Raw genomic sequence first — 819 nt, 5'->3', positions numbered from 1 at the left:
GGCACTGTTGCAAATAACCACGAATGGTAAGCTGAAGACTGTTTTAGCTAAAGGTGCAGCATATGAATCCTTTCCATGGTCGGCATTTTCAGGGCGAAATCATTCTTTGGGCTGTGCGCTGGTATTGTAAATATGGCATTAGCTATCGTGAACTGCAGGAAATGCTGGCCGAACGGGGTGTGAATGTTGATCACACGACTATTTACCGTTGGGTTCAACGTTATGCTCCTGAAATAGAAAAACGTTTACGCTGGTATTGGCGTAATCCTACAGATCTGAGCTCGTGGCATATTGATGAAACCTATGTAAAAGTGAATGGACGATGGTCTTATCTGTATCGTGCAGTCGATCAACGTGGCGATACCATTGATTTTTATCTTTCTTCTAGACGTAATACCAAATCAGCATATTGTTTTCTTGGAAAAATTTTAAATAATGTGAAGAAGTGGCAAATTCCACAAGTGATCAACACGGATAAAGCACCCACATATGGACGTGCTTTATCACGGTTAAAACGGGAAGGTAAATGTCCACCAGACCTTGAGCACAGGCAGATTAAGTATAAAAATAACGTGATTGAATGTGATCATGGCAAGCTAAAGCGGATCATCAGGGCCACATTAGGATTCAAATCTATGAAGACGGCTTATGCCACAATTAAAGGTATTGAAGTCATGCGTGCACTACGTAAAGGACAAGCATCGTCATTTTATTATGGTCAGCCTCAGGGTGAAGTGTGTCTAATCAACAGGGTTTTCGGTCTCTAAGTACTTTTTAAAGGGAACATCATCGACTCAAATCTCTATTTGCAACAGTGCC

General features: G+C 41.4%; 1 protein-coding gene. It reads left to right on the top strand.

Annotated elements, in window-relative coordinates:
* Positions 1-62: 62 nt before the first annotated feature.
* A complete protein-coding gene (locus MF4640_RS18810) occupies positions 63-767 on the top strand; it encodes an IS6-like element IS1006 family transposase (protein WP_001067784.1) in 705 nt (234 codons plus the stop codon).
* The last annotated feature ends 52 nt before the right edge of the window (positions 768-819 follow it).

The organism is Acinetobacter sp. MF4640, assembly GCF_002018895.1.
Taxonomy (GTDB): Bacteria; Pseudomonadota; Gammaproteobacteria; order Pseudomonadales; family Moraxellaceae; genus Acinetobacter; species Acinetobacter johnsonii.
The sequence above is the reverse complement of the archived record's forward strand: the minus strand, read 5'-3'. Positions and strand labels throughout refer to the sequence as shown.

What these genes read in the sequence shown, in the direction of transcription:
- MF4640_RS18810 (WP_001067784.1), top strand. Translation starts at nt 63, where the DNA reads ATGAATCCTTTCCATGGTCGGCATTTTCAGGGCGAAATCATTCTTTGG.